Below are 19,778 nucleotides of genomic sequence, written 5' to 3'. Positions count from 1 at the left end.
GCGGCCGGGGCGTCGGACGGCCTCTCAGAAGACCTTGCCCGGGTTGAGGAGACCCAGCGGGTCGAAGGCCTGTTTGATGCCCCGGTGCAGTTCCACGCTCACCTCGCCGAGTTCCCGGGCGAGCCACTCCTTCTTGAGGACGCCCACGCCGTGTTCGCCGGTGATCGTGCCGCCGAGGCCGAGGCCGAGCGCCATGATCTCGTCGAAGGACTCGCGGGCCCGGCGGGACTCGTCGGGGTCGGTGTGGTCGAAGCAGACGACGGGGTGGGTGTTGCCGTCGCCCGCGTGTGCGCAGACGCCGATGGTGAGGTCGTACTTCTCGGCGACGGCCGCGGTGCCTTCGAGCATGGCGCCGAGCTGCGAGCGCGGTACGCACACGTCGTCGATCATGGTCGCCGACTTGACGGTCTCCAGCGCGGTGAGCGACATCCGCCGGGCCTGGAGCAGCATTTCGGACTCGGCCGCGTCCTCGGCGGGGACGACTTCGGTGGCTCCGGCCGCGGTGCAGAGTTCGGCGACGGCGGCGAGGTCGGCGGAGGGGTCCGGCGTGTCGAAGGCGGCGAGCAGGAGTGCCTCGGTGGTGTCGGGGAGGCCCATGTTGGCCATCGCGTTGACGGCACGGACGGTTGTACGGTCCATCAGTTCGAGGAGTGACGGTGTGTGACCGCGTTCCATGATGCGGCAGACGGCGTCGCAGGCACTCGCCGCGCTGGGGAACTCGGCGGCCAGGACGAGCTGCCGCGGCGGCTGCGGCTTGAGCGCGAGCACGGCCTTGACGACGATGCCGAGGCTGCCTTCGGAGCCGACGAAGAGCCGGGTGAGGTCGTATCCGGCGACGCCCTTGGCGGTGCGGCGGCCGGTGGTGAGCAGGCGTCCGTCGGCCAGGACGACGTCGAGGCCCAGGACGTATTCGGCGGTGACCCCGTACTTCACGCAGCACAGGCCGCCGGACGCGGTGCCGATGTTCCCGCCGATGGTGCACATCTCCCAGCTGGAGGGGTCCGGCGGGTAGTACAGCCCGTGTTCGTTGACCGCACGGGAGAGGACGGCGTTGATGACGCCGGGCTCGACGACGGCGATGCGGTCGACGGGGCTGATCTCCAGGATCCGGTCCATCTTCACCAGGGAGAGCACGATGCAGCCGTCCGAGGCGTTGGCCGCTCCGGACAGGCCCGTGCGGGCGCCCTGGGGGACGACCGGGACGCGCAGGGCGGTGGCGGTGCGCATGATGTGCTGGACCTGCTCGACGGTGCGGGGCAGCGTGACGACGGCGGGGGTGCCCGCGTCACAGAAGCTGGCCATGTCGTTGGCGTAGGAGGCGGTGATGTCGGGGTCGGTGATCAGGGCCTCGGCCGGCAGACCCGCACGCAGTAGTTCGAGAAGATCGTCCATGATCCAAGACTGGCACCCGGGCCCATTGGTGTGAACCCGTCTGCGGCAGCGATCGCAAGGCGTGGTGTGATCTTCGTACTGACGCAGAGTGATCGGCATGGACGTCACGCCACAGCAGACCCCGACGGCCCACGGGCCGGACCACGACCTCGACACTCCCCCCACCGCGCCCTACGCGTCCCCGCGCGACCTCGCGTCCCTGGCCGAGCCGCCGCCCGCCTCGCTGCGCACGACCCTGCGCCGGGCGGCGTTCGGTGTGGTGGCGGGGGCGGTGCTGGTGACGGGTGCGGTGGTCGCGGTGCCCGACGACGACCAGGACGCGCCGCCACCCCTCCCGGGACCCGTCTCACGGGCGATGAGCGCCACGGCCGCGGGCTCCCCCGCCTCGCTCGCCGATCTGACGGCGCTCATCGGGGACCGGCAGAAGTGGGTGGGCACGCATCCGTCGGACGCGCGGTCGTGGGCGGTGCTCGGGTCGGCGTACGTGGAGTGGGGGCAGCGGTCCTCGGACGCGGCCTCCTACGCCCGCGCCGAGCGGGCGCTGAAGCGGTCCCTGGACGTGCAGCCGGGCGAGCGGGGCAACGAGGCCGCCTGGGTGGGTCTCGCCTCGCTCGCCAACGCCCGGCACGATTTCGTGACGGCGAAGAAGTGGGGCGAGACGGTACGGTCCCGGCAGCCCAAGCAGTGGACGGTGTACCCGCAGCTGGTCGAGGCGTACAACGGCCTGGGTGACTACAAGTCGGCGACGACGGCGGTGGAGAAGTACGCGGCGCTGCGGTCCGGTGTCCCGGCGCTGGGCCTGACGGCCCAGATGTACCGGGACCGGGGCTGGCGCGAGGACGCGCTGGCCACCGCGCAGGACGCCGCGAACCGGGCGAAGACACCCGCGGAGAAGGCCGCCTGCCTGTCCCGGCTGGGCGAGCTGGCCTGGGAGCGGGGCGAGCCGCAGGAGGCGGTGGCGCAGTACGGGGCCGCGCTGCGCACCGATCCCGCCCATCACCCGTCCCTCGCCGGCCGGGCGCGCGCGCTGGCGGCTCTCGGCCGCACCGACGAGGCCCAGCGCGACTACCAGGCGGCGCTGAGGAAGTCGCCGCGTCCGGCCTACATGCTGGAGCTGGGCGAGCTGTACGAGTCGCTCGGCCTGGACGGCGACTCGGTCAACCAGTACACGCAGTTGCGCAGGGCGCTGGCCCGTACGAAGGCGCAGGGCGTGGACGACTCCCTGCTCCTGGGCCGCTTCGAGGCCGCTCACGGCGACGCGGCAGCCGCCGTGGAACTGTTGCGGGCGGAGTGGGACCGCGGCCATCACAGCGCCGCGGTGGCCGATGCGCTGGGCTGGGCCCTGCACCGCTCGGGCGATCCGGACTCGGCGCTGGAGTACGCGGAGCAGGCGGTCGACTCGGGCGGTCAGAACGCGTCGTACGCGTATCACCTGGGCATGGTCCAGCGGGCGCTGAAGGACTTCGGTCCGGCCCGCCGCCACCTGGAGGAGGCCCTGCGCACCAATCCGCAGTTCTCGCCGCTGGACGCGCCCCGGGCGCAGGAGGCACTGGACACGCTGGGGCTCCCCCCGGCGGGCGGTCCGCAGGACATGCAGCCGGCCGCGCCGCCCGCCCCGGAGCCGTCGCCGGCCACTGATCCGGAGCCCGCTCCGGTGGAGCCCGCGGCGCCTCCCGGGGAGCCCGCGCAGGGGCCCGGTGAGGCGCCGGCCCCGGCGGCCGGTCCGCCGGGGCAGAAGGCGAAGCCTGCCGCACCGAAGGCCGGTTCCGAGAAGACCGGCGGGGCCGCGCACTCCCCGGCGAAGCCGTCGGCGCCCGCGTCACCGGCGGGCCGCTGACGCCCCGTGCCGCGGCCGCGCGACGGGCGGGCCGGAGGTCCGGCCCGCCCGTCGCGCGGTGCTCCCCGTTCGCGGTGGATCAGAGGTTGCCGCGCTTCTCCTGCTCGCGCTCGATCGCCTCGAACAGGGCCTTGAAGTTGCCCTTTCCGAAGCCCATCGAGCCGTGGCGCTCGATCATCTCGAAGAAGACGGTCGGCCGGTCCTGGACCGGCTTGGTGAAGATCTGCAGGAGGTAGCCGTCCTCGTCGCGGTCGACGAGGATCTTCTGCTCGCGCAGGGTCTCCACGGGCACCCGGGTCTCGCCCGCCCACTCGCCGAGGGTGTCGTAGTACGAGTCGGGGGTGTCGAGGAACTGGACACCGGCCGCACGCATCGCCTTCACGGAGGCGACGATGTCGTTCGTGGCGAGCGCGATGTGCTGGACGCCGGCGCCGCCGTAGAACTCCAGGTACTCGTCGATCTGGGACTTCTTCTTGGCGACGGCCGGCTCGTTGATCGGGAACTTGACCTTGAGCGTGCCGTCGGCGACGACCTTGGACATGAGCGCGGAGTACTCGGTGGCGATGTCGTCGCCCACGAACTCCTTCATGTTGGTGAAGCCCATGACCTTGTTGTAGAAGCCGACCCACTCGTTCATCCGGCCGAGCTCGACGTTGCCGACGCAGTGGTCGATGGCCTGGAAGAACCGCTTGGCCGGGGGCTCGACGATCGGGTCGGCGGCCGCGAAGCCGGGGAGGTAGGGGCCGTCGTAGCCGGTGCGCTCGACGAGGGTGTGGCGGGTCTTGCCGTACGTGGCGATGGCGGCCAGGACGACGGTGCCGTGCTCGTCCTTCACCTCGTGCGGCTCGGCGAGGCCGAGCGCGCCGTGCTCGACGGCGTAGGCGTACGCGGCGCGGGCGTCGGGGACCTCGATGGCCAGGTCGACGACACCGTCGCCGTGCTCGGCCACGTGGTCGGCGAGGAAGCGGCCGTGGTCCGTGGACGCCTTGATGACGGAGGTGAACACGAAGCGGGCGGAGCCGTTGGTGAGCACGTAACTGGCGGTCTCGCGGCTGCCGTTCTCCGGTCCGGAGTAGGCGACCAGCTTCATGCCGAAGGCCGTCGAGTAGTAGTGCGCCGCCTGCTTGGCGTTGCCGACGGCGAAGACGACCGCGTCCATTCCCTTGACCGGGAAGGGATCGGCCTGCCGGACGGTGCCGGGGGTGCTGTTCATCGTCTCAGTCATGCCCGAAGCGTCCCGCCACTTCGCAAGGTGCGCAACAGTTCGCGAAATCGTTGGGCATCCTGCACAGCGGTTCGCCATGATGAGCGGGCTATCTGTACATGATGACCATCACACCACCCCCGGAGGCCTGCCATGGCGATCGACCCTCTCGACGGGCGGCTCATCGTCCTGCTGGCGCGCGAGCCGCGGATCGGGGTCCTGGAGGCCTCACGCCGGCTCGGCGTGGCGCGCGGGACGGTGCAGGCACGCCTGGACCGCCTTCAGTCGAATGGCGTGATCCGCGGCTTCGGTCCGGACGTGGACCCGGCGGCCCTCGGCTATCCGGTGACCGCCTTCGCGACGCTGGAGATCAAACAGGGCCAAGGGGCCGACGTGCGCGCCCACTTGGGCGGCGTACCGGAAGTGCTGGAGCTGCACACCACCACCGGGCACGGCGACATGCTGTGCCGGCTCGTGGCCCGTTCCAACGCCGATCTCCAGCGGGTGATCGACCGGGTTGTCGGATTTGATGGCATTGTCCGGGCCTCCACGGCGATCGTCATGGAGAACCCCGTACCCCTGCGCATCATCCCGCTCGTCGAGCAGGCCGCGCAGGACACCGACTGAGCCGAGGAGTGACGTGTGAGCTTCTGGGAGTACCTGGGGAATCGGCACCAGCAGTTGCTCACCGACGCGTTCCAGCACGCCAGCGCCGTCTTCCAGTGCATGGTCATCGCCACCGTGCTCGGTGTCCTGATCGGGGTGGTCAGCTACCGCAGCGGCTGGGGTTCCTCGGTGGCGATCACCTCGACGGCGACCGTCCTGACCATTCCGTCGCTGGCCGCGATCGGTCTGCTGATCCCCCTGGTGGGGCTCGGGGTGGCGCCGACGGTGATCACCCTGACGCTGTACGGGCTGCTGCCCATCGTCCGTAACTCCATCGTCGGGCTGCGCGGCGTCGACCCGGCGCTCGTGGACGCGGCGAAGGGCATCGGGATGTCGCGGCTCGCCCGGCTGCGGAAGGTGGAACTGCCGCTCGCCTGGCCCCCGATCCTCACCGGCATCCGGGTCTCCACCCAGATGCTGATGGGGATCGCCGCCATCGCCGCCTACGCCTCGGGGCCCGGTCTGGGCAATGAGATCTTCCGCGGTATCGCCTCGCTGGGCAGTGCCAACGCCATCAACTCGGTGCTCGCGGGCACGCTCGGCATCGTCATCCTCGCCCTGCTCTTCGACGCCGCGTACGTGCTGCTGGGGCGGCTCACCATCCCGAGGGGGATCCGTGTCTGAGACCGTCGCAGAGACCGAACCGGAGCCGGCCGCCAACGCCACGTCCGGCGCGACCATCCAGCTGGAGGAGCTGACCAAGACCTATCCGGGCAACCCCAGCCCGGCCGTGGACAACGTCTCGATGGACATCAAGGCGGGCGAGACCGTCATCTTCGTGGGCCCGTCCGGCTGCGGGAAGTCCACCACCCTGAAGATGATCAACCGGCTGATCGAGCCGTCCTCCGGCCGGATCAGGATCGGCGACGAGGACGTCACCGACATCGACCCGGTGAAACTGCGCCGCAAGATCGGTTACGCGATCCAGTCGTCCGGGCTCTTCCCGCACATGACGGTCGCCGAGAACATCGCCCTCGTACCGAAGATGGTGGGCTGGTCGAAGTCGAAGGTGAAGGACCGGGTCGAGGAGATGCTCGACCTGGTCGGCCTGGACCCGCGCGAGTTCCACGGCCGCTATCCGCGCGCGCTCTCCGGCGGTCAGCAGCAACGCGTGGGCGTGGCACGGGCGCTGGCCGCGGATCCGCCGGTGCTCTTGATGGACGAGCCGTTCGGCGCGGTCGACCCGATCACGCGTGACCACCTCCAGGACGAGCTGATCCGCCTCCAGCACGAACTCCACAAGACGATCGTCTTCGTCACCCACGACTTCGACGAGGCGATCAAGCTGGGCGACCGGATCGCCGTGCTGCGCGAGCACTCGCACATCGCGCAGTTCGACACTCCCGAGGCCATCCTCACCAATCCGACGGACGACTTCGTCTCCGGCTTCGTCGGGGCGGGCGCGGCGCTGAAGCGGCTCAACCTCACCCGCGTCCGGGACGTGGAGATCGCCGAGTTCCCGACGGTGACGGTCGACGAACCCCTCCAGTCGATCTTCAACAAGCTGCGCGCAGGGTCGCACAACGAGCTGCTGATGCTGGACCGCAGGAACCGCCCGTACAAGTGGCTGCGGCGCGGCGACCTGATGCGGGCCCGCGGTTCGCTGGCGCGGGCCGGGCAGCTGGTGCACGACACGGTGACCAGGGACGCGACGCTGCACGACGCGCTGGAGGCGGTGCTGACCGACAGCGGCGGCCGGGTCGCGGTGACCGGGCGGCGCGGCGAGTTCATCGGCGTCGTCGACATGGCCACCCTGATGAACTCCGTGCACGAACTCCTGGAGGCCGACCGGCTCACCGCCATCGAGCACCAGCACGACCTGGAGGAGCTGCGCACCCACCAGACCGTCCAGGAGCTGGAGGGCGGTGCGGGCGCATGACTCCCCACTCCTCGCCCGGTCCCCGCTCCGACCGGCCGGTCCCCGCGTCCGACCGGGACCGGCCGCCGGGCGAACACGACGTCAAGGGCCTCGCCTTCCACGACCAGGAGGAGGAACCGGCCCCGCCGCCGGCCGGGCCGCCGCGCCGTCTGACCTGGCGCAAGCTGGTGATCGTCCCCGCCGCGCTCGCGGTGGTGCTGGTCATCACGTACGTCTGGATCACCAACGTCGAGCTCGACTCGATCGCGGAGAACTCCCTGGCGGGCGACACGGTCCAGCTGCGCTGGTGGCAGCACGTCAGGCTGACGGCCATCTCGACGTTCTGGGTGCTGATCATCGCCATTCCGCTGGGCATCGCACTGACCCGGCGCGGTCTGAGCAAGGCCGCGCCGCTGGTCACCGCGATCGCCAACATCGGGCAGGCGACGCCGGCGATCGGCCTGCTGGCGCTGCTGGTGATCTGGCTGGGCATCGGTCCGTCGACGGCGATCACCGGCATGGTGATCTACGCGGTGCTGCCGGTCCTGTCCAACACGGTCGCCGGGCTGAAGGCGATCGAGCCGACGCTGGTGGAGGCCTCGCGCGGTATCGGCATGTCGGCGATGGGGACACTGCGGAAGGTCGAACTCCCCCTCGCCGTGCCGCTGATCCTGGCCGGGGTACGGACCGCGCTGGTGCTCAACGTGGGCACGGCGACGCTGGCGACGTTCGGCGGTGGCGGCGGGCTCGGTGACCTGATCACCTCCGGCATCCAGACGCAGCGCATGCCGGTACTGGTGCTCGGTTCCGTGCTCACGGTGGTACTGGCGCTGCTGGTGGACTGGCTGGCCTCGCTCGTCGAGGTGGCGCTGACACCGCGCGGACTGGAGGTGGGGAAGTGAGGACGCGACGCGTGCGTACGGTCCTGGCGGGCGCCGCCGCCCTGGCCCTCGCCCTGGCCGGATGCGGGCTGAAGAGCGGTTCGCCGATGGTGGACGACGTGGTGCCGGGACCGTCCGTGGAGGGGCAGCCGCTGCAGGGCGCCTCGCTGACCGTCACCTCGAAGAACTTCAGCGAGAACATCATCCTGGGCCAGATGATCGGCCTGATCTTCAAGGCCGCGGGAGCCGAGGTCCTGGACCGCACGAACCTCCCCGGGTCGATCAGCGCCCGCGAGGCCATCGTCCAGGGCGACGCGGACGCGATGTACGAGTACACGGGCACCGGCTGGATCACCTACCTGGGCCACGCGAAACCCATCACCGACCCGCTGGAGCAGTGGGAAGCGGTGCGCGACGCGGACCGGAAGAACGGGGTGACGTGGCTGCCGCAGTCCACCCTGAACAACACCTACGCGCTCGCCATCAGCAAGAAGAACAACGCGAAGTACCACCTGAAGACGCTCTCCGACGTGGCCGCCCTGTCCAAGAAGAACCCCTCGGCGGTCACGATCTGCGTGGAGAACGAGTTCGCCTCGCGCAACGACGGACTGCCCGGGATGGAGAAGGCCTACGGGATGTCGATCCCGGCCGCCAACATCAAGAAGATGGACGCGGGCATCGTCTACACCCAGGTGTCGAAGTCCAACTCCTGCCTGCTGGGCGAGGTGTTCACCACCGACGGCCGCATCAAGGCCATGAACCTCGACGTGCTGACGGACAACAAGCACTTCTTCCCCAACTACAACGCGGCGCCCGTCATCCACTCCGCGACCTTCGACAAGTACCCGGTGATCGCCGACCTGCTGGACCCGCTCAGCGCACGGCTGACCACGGAGGTCGCTCAGGAGCTGAACGGCAAGGTGGACGTCGACGGGGAGGACCCGCACGAGGTCGCGAAGGACTGGCTGATCCAGGAGGGGTTCATCAAGGAGGGGTGATCCGGCCCCGCCAAAGTTACAAAGAAGATGTTGCAAAGACTTGTTGCAAAGGCATCTTTGTAACTCTATGGTTGAGGCATGCCACCGACAGAGGGCGACGACAACGCCGCCACCGCACCGGACCCGCAGGTCCTCAGCATCGACGCCCGCACCCTGCGCGGACTGGCCCACCCCTTGCGCATCAGGCTGCTGAACGCCCTGCGGGAGTTCGGGCCCGCCACCGCCTCGGGCCTCGCCGACCGGCTCGGTGAGTCGAGCGGCGCCACCAGCTACCACCTGCGCCAGCTCGCGGCGTACGGCTTCGTGGAGGACGATCCGACGCTCGGCAAGGGACGCGAGCGCTGGTGGCGCGCCGTGCACGCCGGCGCCTCCTTCGACCCCGAGTTCCTGTACGACCCCGACCCCGAGGTCCGCGGCGCCATGGGCGTCGTACTCCACGAGGTCGCGACCGTGCACGCACAGCAGCTGAACACCTGGCTCGGCACGATGCACGAATGGCCCCGGGAGTGGTTCGAGGGCTCGGACCTCAGTGACTTCAAGGTGCGGCTCACCCCGGAGCTCTCCAGGGAGCTCGCCGACAGGATCCACGAACTGGTCAACAGCTACCGCGGCCGCGTCCCCGAGGGCACCGAGGGATCCGCCGTCGTCCGCACCCACCTGCACGTCTTCCCGCGCCCCACCGACTGAAGGGACCACCCCGCCATGCACCCCGAGACGCACCTCGCACTGCACCGCATCCGTTCCGCCGAACTGCGCGACGAGGCGGCCGACTTCCGCCTCGTCCACCGCCACGCCGCGCGCGAGGCACTGCGGACCCGGCTGGGCTGGACCCTGGTCGAACTGGGCCTGCGCGTCCTGCCGGACCGGACCGCCATGGTCCCGCGCGCACCTCGCACGGCGTAGCCGTGGACGGGGGGACGAACAACACGCCCGGCCGGCTGCCGCTCATCTCCGTACTGGCCGCCAACTCCATCTCCACAGCGGGTACTTCACTCACCCTGATCGGCGTCCCGTGGTTCGTCCTCGAAACCACCGGAAGCGCCGGACGGGCCGGGATCGTCGCCTTCTGCGCGACCCTGCCGATCGTCGTCTCCGCCCTGATCGGCGGACCCGTCATCGACCGCATCGGCCGACGGCGGGTGGCCATCGGCTCCGACACGGTATGCGGACTCGCCGTAGCCGCAGTGCCGTTGCTGTACTACGCCGACGCCCTCGCCTTCTGGATGCTCTGCGCCCTGATGGCACTCAACGGACTCGCCCACACCCCGGGCAACACCGCGCGCTACGTCCTCGTGCCCGATCTGGCCGAGCACGCGGGCACCACGCTCGCCCGCGCCGCCAGCCTCTTCGACGCGGTGTCGCGCGGGGCCCGGATGGTCGGGGCCGCACTGGCCGGCGTACTCATCGCACTGGTCGGCGCGGAGACCGTGCTGCTGCTGGACGCGGCGACGTTCCTGGTCTCGGCCGCGCTGATCGCGGCGGGGGTACGGGGCGTACGCGCGGCAGAACCGGTCAAGGACGCGGCGCCCGTCTCCCTGCGCACCTACCGGCGCGAACTCCGCGAGGGCTACGCCTACTTGTTCGGCAACCGGCTGCTGCTGGGCGTCGTCGTGATGGTCCTGTTCATGAACGGCACCGACCAGGGCTGGAACGCCGTCCTGCTCCCGGTGCACGCCTCGGCCGAACTGGGCGGGGCGCGCGATCTCGGGCTGCTCACCGCGCTGTTCGGGGCGGGCGGACTGACCGGGGCACTGCTGTACGGGGCCGTGGGGCACCGCTACTCGCGGCGGACCGTGTTCGCCGTGTGCGTGGTGCTGTGCGGGGCGCCGAGGTTCCTGGTCGCCGCGCTGACCGGCACGACGCTCCCCCTCGCCGTGACGATGGTGCTGAGCGGGATCGCGGGCGGGGTCCTGAACCCGATCCTGACGACGGTGATCTACGGGAGCGTCCCCGACGTGCTGCGCAGCCGGGTCTCCGGTGCGATCACCGCGGGGTGCGAGCTGGCCATGCCGGTGGGCGGGCTCGCGGCCGGCCTGCTGGTGGAGAGCGCCGGCGCCACGGGGGCGCTGCTCGCGATGGGAGCGGTGTACCTGATCGCGACGCTGAGCCCGCTGGTCTTCCCGGCCTGGCGGGCGATGGACGACATGCCGTCCGGGGTGCCCGGCAGGCCTGCGGCGGACCCGGTCAGCAGCTCGGGATCTTCCCCCCGTGATCCAGCGCCCGCAGCGAGGACACCGCGCCCTTCAGAGTCGTGACCGGGATCAGCCGAAGCCCCTTCGGCAGCTCGGACTTCGCCTCCTTGCACTCGCCCTTCGGCACGAGGAAGACGGTCGCGCCGTCCCGCCGGGCCGCCTGCGTCTTGAGCGAGACGCCGCCGACCGCGCCGACCTCGCCGTCCGCCTGGATGGTGCCCGTACCGGCGATGGTGCGGCCACCCGTGAGATCGCCGCCCGAGCCGTCGCCGTCGAGCTTGTCGACGATGCCGAGCGCGAAGAACAGGCCGGCGCTGGGGCCGCCCACGTCCGCGAGGTGCAGCGTCACGTCGACCGAGCCCGGCTTCTTGCCGAGGTAGTTCAGGGCGGCGTCGACCGCGGAGTCCTGCGACTCCACCATGTCGTCGAGGTTGTGCTTCTCGATCTCCTTCTCGGAGCCGCCGGACGGGTAGACGGAGTCGTGCGGCATGACCGCCCGGTCCGTACGGAACCAGCTGTCGATCACGTCACCGATCCCGACATCGGCTTCGGGCCCGGTGGCCACGATCGTCGTCATCCGCAGCTGGCCCTCGGTGGGCCGGGTGGGGGTGCCCTCGATGCTGATCACGGGGGTGCCGTGGTCGTCGCCGAGCACATTCGCCGTCGTACCCGGCTGCGCCAGCGTGAACGGCAACGGCGCGAAGGCGGCGACGCCAAAAAGGGCGAGGACGGGGAGGGCGCACAGGGCGAGGGTGCGGGGGCGCGAGCGACGTGTGAACACCCACCCAATCTAACCGGCCGCACGTGTGCGGGGTTCTGTGCCCGGGGTTCCGTCCTCAATCGCCGGACGGGCTTGAGAGGTGCGGGTCGCTCCGCGTGGTGCGGGGTGCGCCTTTGCCCGGTGGGTGGGGGTGGGGTCCCTCCGGGGCGTCTCCTCAGAAATGGCGTGTTCACCCGGGACCGTGAGGGACCCAGGTCGTACGCCATTTCCTGCGGGGACTCCCCTGCACGCCCCCACCCGGCATCGCCTGCGTCTGCACACCGGCCCGGCGTCCGTCGCAGACGCAGGACGGCCGGGGCCGGGGCCGTGCAGGGGAGTCCCCGCAGAACGACGAACATCGACCCGGGTCCCTCGCGTACCGGCGGAACGTTCGTCGTTTGAGGAGACGCCCCGGAGGGGCCCCGGCCCCCCACCCACCCGGCAGAGGCGCACCCCGCACCCCACGGGAACACCCGCACCACCAAGCCCGTCCGGCGATTGAGGACGGAACCCCCCGCCCGGGGCAAGGGCAAGGGACCGCGCCCCGCGCTAGCGCAACGCGTCCGCGACCTCGCGGGCCGCGTCCACCACCCGGGGTCCCACGCGCTCCGGCACGGCGTCCGCGAGCATCACCACGCCGACGCTGCCCTCGACCCCCGTCACCCCCATCAGCGCGGCCGCGGCCCCGCTGGCGCCCGCTTCGAGCTCGCCGTGAGTGAGGGTGAAGGCCGTCTCGCCCACCGGCTTCTGCCGGGCGGCGAGGATCGCCCGGCCCGCCGCACCCCGGTCCAGCGGGTGGCGGAAGCCGGCCCGGTAGGCCACGTGGTAGTCCGTCCAGGTCGGTTCGACGACCGCGACCGCCAGCGCGTCCGAGCCGTCGACCAGCGTGAGATGGGCCGTGGCCCCGATGTCCTCGGCCAGGGACCGCAGCGCGGGCAGCGCAGCCTCCCGCACGAGCGGATGCACCTGGCGGCCCAGGCGCAGCACGCCCAGGCCGACTCGTGCGCGGCCGCCCAAGTCCCGGCGTATCAGGGTGTGTTGCTCCAGGGTCGCGAGCAGACGGTAGACCACGGTGCGGTTCACGCCGAGTTTGTTGGACAACTCGGTGACCGTCAGGCCGTGGTCGGTGTCGGCGAGCAGTTTGAGGACACGCAGTCCTCGGTCGAGCGTCTGGGAGGTCTCCGCGGTCACGACGCCCTCTCCTCTTTGGTGAGCGGCGGCGGCTGTTCCCACGGATTGTGCGTCACCGGTCCCAGCGGCAACGCACGGAGAGGCCGCCGGCCTGGCCAAGGCACCGGCTGCGCTCCGCGGCGGCGTTGCCACGGGGCGTTCACATTTTTGGGACAGTAGCGAGCCAGTCCGCTCAGCGGAAGACCTCGTCCAGAATCCGGGCGCCCACGGAAATGCGGTTGTGCGGCATGAGCATAAGTGCCGGTCAGCGGGGCGCCGGCCGCACGGCGCACATCTACGCGCGTCCATGTCGGCCGACTCCCTCGCGACGCTCCGTACACCGGATGTGAACCGACGTTAACTCACCGTGAACAATTGCTGGACAGTTTTTCCGTTCACGAGCACCTCGCAGGCCCTGATCGCCTTCGTCGCCGGGTCCCGGACGGTGAAGTTGAGGGCGAACGTGCCGTCGAGTCCGATGATCCGGGTGACGTAGGAGTCGGCGGTCTGCTTGCCGTCCGCGGTGCGTCCGGTGACGGAGACCGTGGCGACGGGTGCGAAGCCCCGGCCGGTCACCTGGACGACCGTGCCGGGCGGTCCCTCGGGCGGTGAGAGCGCGAAGGAGGCCCCTGTGGGGGCGGTGCCGTCCTGGACGGTGAAGGCGGCCGTTTCCGTGCGCGGGTTGACGAGGACCTCGCGGACCCGGAGGGCGACGGTGTCGGCCGCGTTGACGGTGAAGGTCTGCGAGAACGCCCCGTCGAGGCCGACCACCTTGGTGCGCACCGGGTCGGAGGTCTGCGAGCCGTTCGCCCGCAGCCCGACGATCGACACGGTCGCCACCTTCGCGAAGCCCTGGCCGAGCACGGTGACCGCGGTTCCCTTGGGCCCGGCGGCCGGAGTGAGGACGACGAAGGTCGGGGCGACGGTCAGCTGGGTAAGGGCCTGCTGTCCGCCTGCGGTGACCTGGAGCGCGTAGACGCCGCGGGCGGTGGATCCGGCGGCGGTGACCGTACCGGTCAGGGTGCCGTCGGCGGAGATCCGCAGGGTGGAGCCGCTGATCCCGGCGGCGTTGCAGCCGCTGCCGTCGGTCGCGCACAGGGCGGCGGTGGGGGTGACCCCGGAGGGCCAGCCGCTGCCGGAGACGCTGATCGTGCCGCCCGGTTTGACCTTGGCCGCGCCCGCGGAGAGCGTCGCGGTGGCCTCGGTCACGGTGAACGGGGTGGTCAGCACGGTCGCCGGGTCGTTGCCCTCGTCGACCTGGATCGCGGCGACCGCCGGGTCCGAGACGGTGAAGTCGACGGAGAACGTGCCGTCGGGCCGGCTCTTCACATAGACGGCCGTGTCGTCGAGCGTCGCTCCGGTGGCGTCGAGACCGACGGTGTTGATCCACCGGTCCTGGTAGTAGTCGCTGCCGGTGACGGTGATGACGCTGCCGACCGGTCCGCTGCCGCGGGACAGGGCGATCGCACGGGGGCCGTCGGGGACGAAGGCCCGGACGGTCAGGGGCGCGGTCGCCTCCTTCGTGCCGTCGCCGACCTTCACGAGGTACGAGCCGTCCGGCACCGTGCCGGCCGCGGCGAGCACGGCGCTGCCGGTCAGTTGTCCGGAGCTGTTGATCGCGAGGGAACTGCTCGCGAACTTCCCGGCGTCGCAGCCGCCGCCGTCCGTCGCGCAGAGCGACGGTACGGGGGTGGCGCCCACGGTCCAGCGGCTGCCCGACAGGGCTACGGAGGTGGAGGGCCGGGCCGGTGTCGTGGGGGCGATCAGGGTGGCCGGCTGGCCGGCGCTGCCCTCCGCCGTGACGGTGCCGATGGAGCCGCCGCCCGCGGTGACCGCGCAGGTCGTGGTGTAGGTGGAGCCGAGCACCTTCGTGCGGGTGACGTTGCGCAGCGGGGTGAAGGTGATCGGGCCGCTCGCGTTGGCGGGGATGAGGAAGTCCCCTTCGTACGGCGGGATCTCGATCGGCTGCCCGGACGGGACGTCGAGGGTGACCTCGGGCCCGGTGACGGTGACCGTGCCGGTGGCGCCGCCGGACATGGCGAGGTCGACGCTCGGGGTGGTGGGCACGTCGTTGAGGCTGAGTCCGCTGGTGGCGGGGGACGGGCCGAGCGCCACCCTCGCATGGACCTTGCCGCCCGGGTCGACGACGTCGGGGGTCAGCTCGATGCTGAACTGCTGCGGTCCGGTCGCCTCGCCCTGACCGGCGGGCAGGGTGCAGTGGACGGTCGGGGTGATGGTGCCGGCGTGGGCGAGGGGGGCGAACGCGACGGTTCCCCCGGTCCACGCGAGTAAGGCTCCGGCGCCGAGGGCGACGGCGCGCCGCCATACCGGGCGGGCCGGCCTTCCGGCGGGTCTGCGATGCGCGAACATGCGGCTCCTCCAAAGGAAACGGAATGCGAGTGATCCGAATGCGGAATGGAAGACGCCCGCCTGCTCCATTGCCGTACGGAACAGACGGGCGTCCTCGATGCTTTCCCTGCGGCTTTTACAGCAGGGTCAGGGTCAGGGTGGCGCTGTAATCTCCGGGCCGGGTGAATTCGGGAACCGTGAGGGCGAGACCTGCCTCGGCGTCGAACTTCCCGCCGGTGAACGGACGTGATCCGTCCGGATTCATCCGGCAGAGGCTCGCCGCCTCGCTCCCGAGCACGGTGGGCGAGCCGGCGACCGGCGCCCCCACGCTGCCGTCCTGTGCCGTGCAGGCCGGTGCCCATCGCACCGCACCGGCCGGGATGGTGCTCCCGTCGGCGCTCGTGAAGCCGGTGAGGGTGGCGGTCAGGGACCAGCCGCTGTTGGTGCCGCGGGCGTCCTGCACCTCCACCCGGTTGAGGTGGGCCCGCTGCACGCCGCTGCCCTCGCCCAGGACCGTCGTACCGAAGTCGACGGTGTCGCCGTCCTGGGTCATGGACAGCGTTCCGGCCCTGACCTGGGTGCTCACCTGCTGCTCGGCCGTGCCGCCGCCCCCGCCGCCACCGGTGGTGACGGTGAACGGGGCGGTGCGTACGGTCGCCGGGTCGTTGCCCTCGTCGGCCTGGACGGCGGTGACGGCGTCGGAGATGACGGTGAACTCGACGGCGAAGGTGCCGTCCGCGCCGCTCTTCACGTAGACCGCGCTGTCGTCGAGCGTGGTGCCCGAGGCATCGAGGCCGATGACGTTGATCCAGCGGTCCGGGTTGTAGTTCCGGCCGCTGACGGTGATCACGCTGCCGACGGGACCGCTGTCGGACGACAGTGTCATCTCCCGGTTGCCGGCCGCGACGGCTTCGACGGTGAGGGGTGCGGTGGCCTCCTTGGTGCCGTCGTTGACCTTCACCAGGTAGCGGCCGTCGGGCACCGCTCCGGCCTCACCGAGGGTCGCGGTGCCGGTGAGGGTGCCGTAGGAGTCGATGCGCAGGGTGTGCGAGGTGAACTTCAGCGGATCGCAGCCGCCACCGCCCTCCGCGCACAGCGACGGGACGGGCGCGGCATCCGGCGTCCATCCCGAACCGCCCAGCTTCACCGCGGTGTTGGGGCGCGCGGGGTCGGCGGGAGCGGTGAGCGTGGCGGGCTCGGAGGCCGAGCCCTCGGCGGTGACGGTCCCGAGGGAGCCGCCGCCGTCGACGATGTCGCAGGGGGTCTCGAAGACCGATCCGAACACCTTGGTCTGCGTCAGCGTCCGGACCGGAGCGAACGAGATCTCGCCCGAGGCGTCCGCCGGGACCAGGAAGTCGCCCTCGTACGCCGGGATCTCGATGGGCGCCCCGACCGGGACGTCCATCGTGAACTCTGCGCCGCGCACGGTGACGGTGCCGGTGGCCCCGCCGGACATCGCGAGGTCGAGGCTGGGGATGGTCGGCACGTCCTCCAGGGCGACGGCGCTGGTGGCCGGGGACGGGCCCAGCGTCACCGTCGCGTGCACCTTGCCACCGGGTTCGACGACGGCCGGCGACAGGTCGACGGTCATCTCCTGCGGCCCGGTCGCCTCGCCCTGCCCCGCGGGCAGGACGCAGTGCACGGTCGGGGTCACCGTCCCGGCCACGGCGACCGGATCGGCGGGCGGGGACGGTGCGGCCGTCGCCCCGACGCAGCCCAGTGACAGCACGAAGCAGGCCGCGAGCAGACCGGTCACACCGGGTCTTCGTCGTCGGATCACCTGACACCCTTTCATGGACCATTGATTGCGCACATTGAGGAGGTCGCGTGCAGAGAAGTCAAGAGAGAGCCAATTGATCCTTTTCGGAAATGCCCCAAAGGGATTCCGGATGACGTTTTTCGCATACCTGTTGACTTCTTCGAAGATCACCGTTTCACTGCACCCGACATGCCGGGCCCGGCACGCAGATCCGCACCTACAGCGAATGCACCGAGTGCAGCGAGACGGCGGATCTGCGGAATTCAACCGGAAGGAGTTCCACCCGTCATGTCGATCTCTTCGAACCACGCGTCGGACCGAAGACGCCTCCCGCTGATCCTGGCGGCGGCGTGTTCGACCGGCGCCCTGCTCGCCCTGTCGTCCCCGACCGCGTCCGCGGTGGCCCCGCTCACCGCGACGGCCACCTTCGACTGCGGCTCCTGGGGCAACGGCAGCGCCACCCTGACCGCCGCCGACAACGGCACGACCAAGTCCATCAAGCTCACGTCCTCGGCGATCACCATGCCGTCCGGGTCCAGTGCCGACCCGAACAGCATCACGACGACGCTCAAGGTCTCCAAGACCGCGGGCGGAGTCACCAGTCAGGTCCAGTTCTCCGCCAAGGCCAACCCGGGCATGAGCTACCCCAATCCGATCACCCTGGGGCCGCTGAAGCTCAGCTCCGGCACCCTGGCCACCGGCAACAGCACCAATTCCGTGGTGCTGTCGGCTCCCGCGACCGCCACCAACTGGTCGCTGCAGATCGTGACCTCGTCCCCGACGTCCGCCACCGTGTACTGCGTGGCGACGTCCGTCCAGTCCGCGGCGTTCGTCTGGTAACGGCCCGCGCATGACGCCGGCCCGGGGCGGGGACCGCGGTCCCCGCCCCGGGCCGGTGCGTCGTGGCCCGGCCGGATCACGTCATCCGGGTGGCCCACTCCTGGACCTTCTTGATCCGCTGCTCGATCTGCCCGGCGGTGGCCTCCGCGCTCGGCGGTCCGCCGCACACCCGGCGCAGTTCGGTGTGGATGACGCCGTGCGGCTTGCCGCTCTGGTGCGTATAGGCCGACACCATCGTGTTCAGCTGCTTGCGCAGCCCCAGCAGCTGCTTGTGCGTGACCACGGGCCGGTCCTGGGCCGGCTTCTCCAGCAGGTCCGCCTCCGAGGCGGGCTTCTGCCGGCTGTGGGCGATCTGCCGGGTCTGCCGCTTATGGAGCAGCAGCTGCACCTGGTCGGGTTCGAGCAGGCCGGGGATGCCGAGGTAGTCCTGCTCCTCCTCGCTGCCCGGGTGTGCCTGCATGCCGAACTCGGCACCGTCGTACAGCACCCGGTCGAAGACCGCGTCGGACTCCAGCGCCTCGAAGGGCAGCTGCTCCTCGGTCTCCTCGTCCTCCAGCTTCTCGGCGTCGGCGAGGAGCTTGTCCTCCTCGGAGAACGGGTTCTCCTCGTCGCTGCCCTTCTTGGGCTTGTCGAGGACGTGGTCCCGTTCGACCTCCATCTCGTTGGCGAAGTCGAGGAGCATCGGGATGGTGGGGACGAAGACGGAGGCGGTCTCGCCGCGCCTGCGGGAGCGCACGAAGCGGCCGACGGCCTGGGCGAAGAAGAGGGGCGTCGAGATGGTGGTGGCGTACACGCCGACGGCCAGACGCGGCACGTCGACGCCCTCCGACACCATCCTGACGGCGACCATCCAGCGCGATTCGTCCTCGGTGAACTGGTCGATCTTCTTCGACGCGGCCTTCTCGTCGGAGAGGACGACGGTCACCTTCTCGCCGGTGACCTTCTTGAGGATCTTGGCGTACTCGCGCGCCGACTCCTGGTCGGTCGCGATGACGAGCCCACCCGCGTCCGGGATGCCCTTGCGGACCTCGGTGAGCCGCTTGTCGGCGGCGCTGAGGACGTTGGGGATCCAGTCGCCGGTGGGTGAGAGCGCGGTGCGCCAGGCCTGCCCGATGGCGTCCTTGGTCATCGGCTCGCCGAGCCGGGCGGCGATCTCGTCACCGGCCTTGGTGCGCCAGCGCATGTTGCCGCTGTAGCTGAGGAAGATCACGGGCCGGACGACGCCGTCGGCGAGCGCGTTGCCGTAGCCGTAGGTGTAGTCGGCCGAGGAACGCCGGATCCCGTCGTTGCCCTCCTCGTACGCGACGAAGGGGATCGGGTTGGTGTCGGAGCGGAACGGCGTGCCGGTGAGGGCGAGCCGGCGGGTCGCCGGGTCGAACGCCTCCTGGCAGGCCTCGCCCCAGGACTTCGAGTCACCGGCGTGGTGGATCTCGTCGAGGATCACCAGGGTCTTGCGCTGCTCGCAGCGGTTGCGGTGCAGCATCGGACGGACGCCGACGCCCGCGTACGTGACCGCGACCCCGTGGTACTCCTTGCTCACGGGGCCGGCGCTGTACTCGGGGTCGAGCTTGATCCCTATCCGGGCGGCCGCCTCCGCCCACTGCTTCTTCAGGTGTTCGGTGGGCGCGACGACGGTGATCTGCTGCACGACGTGGTGGTGGAGCAGCCATGAGGCGAGGGTCAGCGCGAAGGTGGTCTTCCCGGCGCCGGGGGTAGCGACCGCGAGGAAGTCGCGCGGCTGCTCCTGGACGTACCTCTCGAGGGCGCCCTGCTGCCAGGCTCGCAGCTTTCCGGCCGTACCCCAGGGGGCGCGGCCGGGAAAGGCGGGTGAGAGGTGGTGGGAGGCGGTAGTAGTCACGGTCTCCGGTTCGG

17 protein-coding genes are annotated in these 19,778 nt (G+C 70.8%); 10 read left to right on the top strand and 7 right to left on the bottom strand.

All coding sequences use genetic code 11. The annotated features are described in order from the left end of the window. Positions 1-24: 24 nt before the first annotated feature. Positions 25-1,392 (bottom strand): FAD-binding oxidoreductase, encoded by a 1,368-nt coding sequence (locus tag ACGFZA_RS30800; protein ID WP_385278562.1) that lies wholly within the window; start codon positions 1,390-1,392, stop codon positions 25-27. Between the two features lie 97 nt (positions 1,393-1,489). Here ACGFZA_RS30800 and ACGFZA_RS30795 point away from each other — a divergent pair, with 97 nt between their 5' ends. Next, positions 1,490-3,229, top strand: coding sequence for a tetratricopeptide repeat protein (locus ACGFZA_RS30795; RefSeq protein WP_393683387.1), 1,740 nt, complete (start codon positions 1,490-1,492; stop codon positions 3,227-3,229). A 79-nt stretch (positions 3,230-3,308) separates the two neighbouring features. Here the strand turns inward: ACGFZA_RS30795 and hppD are convergent, their stop codons facing one another. After that, on the bottom strand, positions 3,309-4,454 hold the full coding sequence (hppD, locus tag ACGFZA_RS30790) for a 4-hydroxyphenylpyruvate dioxygenase (protein WP_385288941.1): 1,146 nt from the start codon (positions 4,452-4,454) through the stop codon (positions 3,309-3,311). A gap of 132 nt (positions 4,455-4,586) precedes the next feature. On the opposite strand from hppD, the gene ACGFZA_RS30785 reads away from it, so the two are divergent. From ACGFZA_RS30785 to ACGFZA_RS30750, 8 genes are all read left to right on the top strand, one after another. Continuing rightward, positions 4,587-5,060, top strand: coding sequence for an Lrp/AsnC family transcriptional regulator (locus ACGFZA_RS30785; RefSeq protein ID WP_385288938.1), 474 nt, complete (start codon positions 4,587-4,589; stop codon positions 5,058-5,060). 15 nt (positions 5,061-5,075) lie between these two features. After that, positions 5,076-5,723, top strand: coding sequence for an ABC transporter permease (locus ACGFZA_RS30780; RefSeq protein WP_385288935.1), 648 nt, complete (start codon positions 5,076-5,078; stop codon positions 5,721-5,723). Beyond that, positions 5,716-6,978 (top strand): betaine/proline/choline family ABC transporter ATP-binding protein, encoded by a 1,263-nt coding sequence (locus tag ACGFZA_RS30775; protein WP_385288932.1) that lies wholly within the window; start codon positions 5,716-5,718, stop codon positions 6,976-6,978. Before ACGFZA_RS30780 ends, ACGFZA_RS30775 begins: the two co-directional genes overlap by 8 nt. Next, positions 6,975-7,859 carry an ABC transporter permease gene (locus ACGFZA_RS30770; RefSeq protein WP_385288929.1) on the top strand — a complete coding sequence of 295 codons (885 nt, stop codon included), beginning with the start codon at positions 6,975-6,977 and terminating at the stop codon, positions 7,857-7,859. Before ACGFZA_RS30775 ends, ACGFZA_RS30770 begins: the two co-directional genes overlap by 4 nt. 11 nt (positions 7,860-7,870) lie before the next feature. Then, a complete protein-coding gene (locus ACGFZA_RS30765) occupies positions 7,871-8,836 on the top strand; it encodes a glycine betaine ABC transporter substrate-binding protein (RefSeq protein WP_393683384.1) in 966 nt (321 codons plus the stop codon). A gap of 78 nt (positions 8,837-8,914) precedes the next feature. Continuing rightward, entirely contained in the window at positions 8,915-9,523 is a 609-nt protein-coding gene (locus ACGFZA_RS30760) for an ArsR/SmtB family transcription factor (RefSeq protein ID WP_385288924.1), read from the top strand. A gap of 15 nt (positions 9,524-9,538) precedes the next feature. Next, positions 9,539-9,739: a hypothetical protein gene (locus ACGFZA_RS30755; protein ID WP_393683382.1), complete on the top strand. Its 201-nt coding sequence runs from the start codon at positions 9,539-9,541 to the stop codon at positions 9,737-9,739. 2 nt (positions 9,740-9,741) lie between these two features. Then, positions 9,742-11,091 (top strand): MFS transporter, encoded by a 1,350-nt coding sequence (locus ACGFZA_RS30750; RefSeq protein WP_393683380.1) that lies wholly within the window; start codon positions 9,742-9,744, stop codon positions 11,089-11,091. On the opposite strand, the gene ACGFZA_RS30745 is transcribed toward ACGFZA_RS30750, so the two are convergent. The 4 genes from ACGFZA_RS30745 to ACGFZA_RS30730 all read right to left on the bottom strand — a co-directional run bounded on the left by ACGFZA_RS30745 (position 11,021) and on the right by ACGFZA_RS30730 (position 17,063). Further along, positions 11,021-11,809 (bottom strand): PDZ domain-containing protein, encoded by a 789-nt coding sequence (locus ACGFZA_RS30745; RefSeq protein ID WP_385288919.1) that lies wholly within the window; start codon positions 11,807-11,809, stop codon positions 11,021-11,023. The genes ACGFZA_RS30750 and ACGFZA_RS30745 overlap by 71 nt on opposite strands. 528 nt (positions 11,810-12,337) lie before the next feature. Then, on the bottom strand, positions 12,338-12,979 hold the full coding sequence (locus ACGFZA_RS30740) for an IclR family transcriptional regulator (RefSeq protein ID WP_266779352.1): 642 nt from the start codon (positions 12,977-12,979) through the stop codon (positions 12,338-12,340). A 336-nt stretch (positions 12,980-13,315) separates the two neighbouring features. Continuing rightward, on the bottom strand, positions 13,316-15,328 hold the full coding sequence (locus ACGFZA_RS30735) for a hypothetical protein (RefSeq protein WP_393683377.1): 2,013 nt from the start codon (positions 15,326-15,328) through the stop codon (positions 13,316-13,318). Between the two features lie 115 nt (positions 15,329-15,443). Next, positions 15,444-17,063 (bottom strand): WxL domain-containing protein, encoded by a 1,620-nt coding sequence (locus ACGFZA_RS30730; protein ID WP_393683375.1) that lies wholly within the window; start codon positions 17,061-17,063, stop codon positions 15,444-15,446. A 291-nt stretch (positions 17,064-17,354) separates the two neighbouring features. Between ACGFZA_RS30730 and ACGFZA_RS30725 the strand changes: the two genes are divergently transcribed. Further along, positions 17,355-17,906 (top strand): hypothetical protein, encoded by a 552-nt coding sequence (locus ACGFZA_RS30725; RefSeq protein WP_385283090.1) that lies wholly within the window; start codon positions 17,355-17,357, stop codon positions 17,904-17,906. A 76-nt stretch (positions 17,907-17,982) separates the two neighbouring features. Here the strand turns inward: ACGFZA_RS30725 and ACGFZA_RS30720 are convergent, their stop codons facing one another. Further along, positions 17,983-19,764, bottom strand: a complete 1,782-nt coding sequence (locus tag ACGFZA_RS30720) for a DEAD/DEAH box helicase (protein WP_393683372.1) — start codon at positions 19,762-19,764, stop codon at positions 17,983-17,985. Positions 19,765-19,778: the final 14 nt, after the last annotated feature.

Origin of the sequence: Streptomyces sp. NPDC048211, assembly GCF_043202315.1 — a bacterium.
Classification (GTDB): domain Bacteria; phylum Actinomycetota; class Actinomycetes; order Streptomycetales; family Streptomycetaceae; genus Streptomyces.
The sequence above is the reverse complement of the archived record's forward strand: the minus strand, read 5'-3'. Positions and strand labels throughout refer to the sequence as shown.